Source organism: Pseudomonas sp. PME37.24/006 (assembly GCF_055556635.1).
In genome coordinates this window covers 1-259 of record NZ_JBVHNL010000183.1, presented here as the reverse complement: position 1 = coordinate 259, position 259 = coordinate 1, and the positions used below count along the sequence as shown (strand labels likewise).

General features: G+C 70.3%; 1 protein-coding gene. It reads left to right on the top strand.

The window, feature by feature from the left end; genetic code table 11:
- Positions 1–259: thioredoxin-like domain-containing protein (locus ACZ3GY_RS24330; RefSeq protein WP_465912347.1), on the top strand; the 259-nt coding region annotated here is incomplete at both ends.

The following is a 259-nucleotide window of genomic DNA, read 5'->3' as shown; positions in this document are numbered from 1 at the left end:
ATCCTTCGTCTTCGCTCCCGCCCCCGCTCCGAGCTACCAGGCCGGCGGCAGCACGGGTCGCGAGATCGAGGGCGTGCAGACCTTCCAGAACCGTTCCGACCACGTGCAGGGCTCGGTCACGTACGACCAGACGCCGCCCGCGGGCGGACCGCACAACCCGGTGTGGCTCAACTGCGGCGTGTACACCGAGCCGCAGCCCAACGAGAACGCCGTGCACGCCCTCGAGCACGGCGCGGTGTGGATCACGTACGACCCGTCC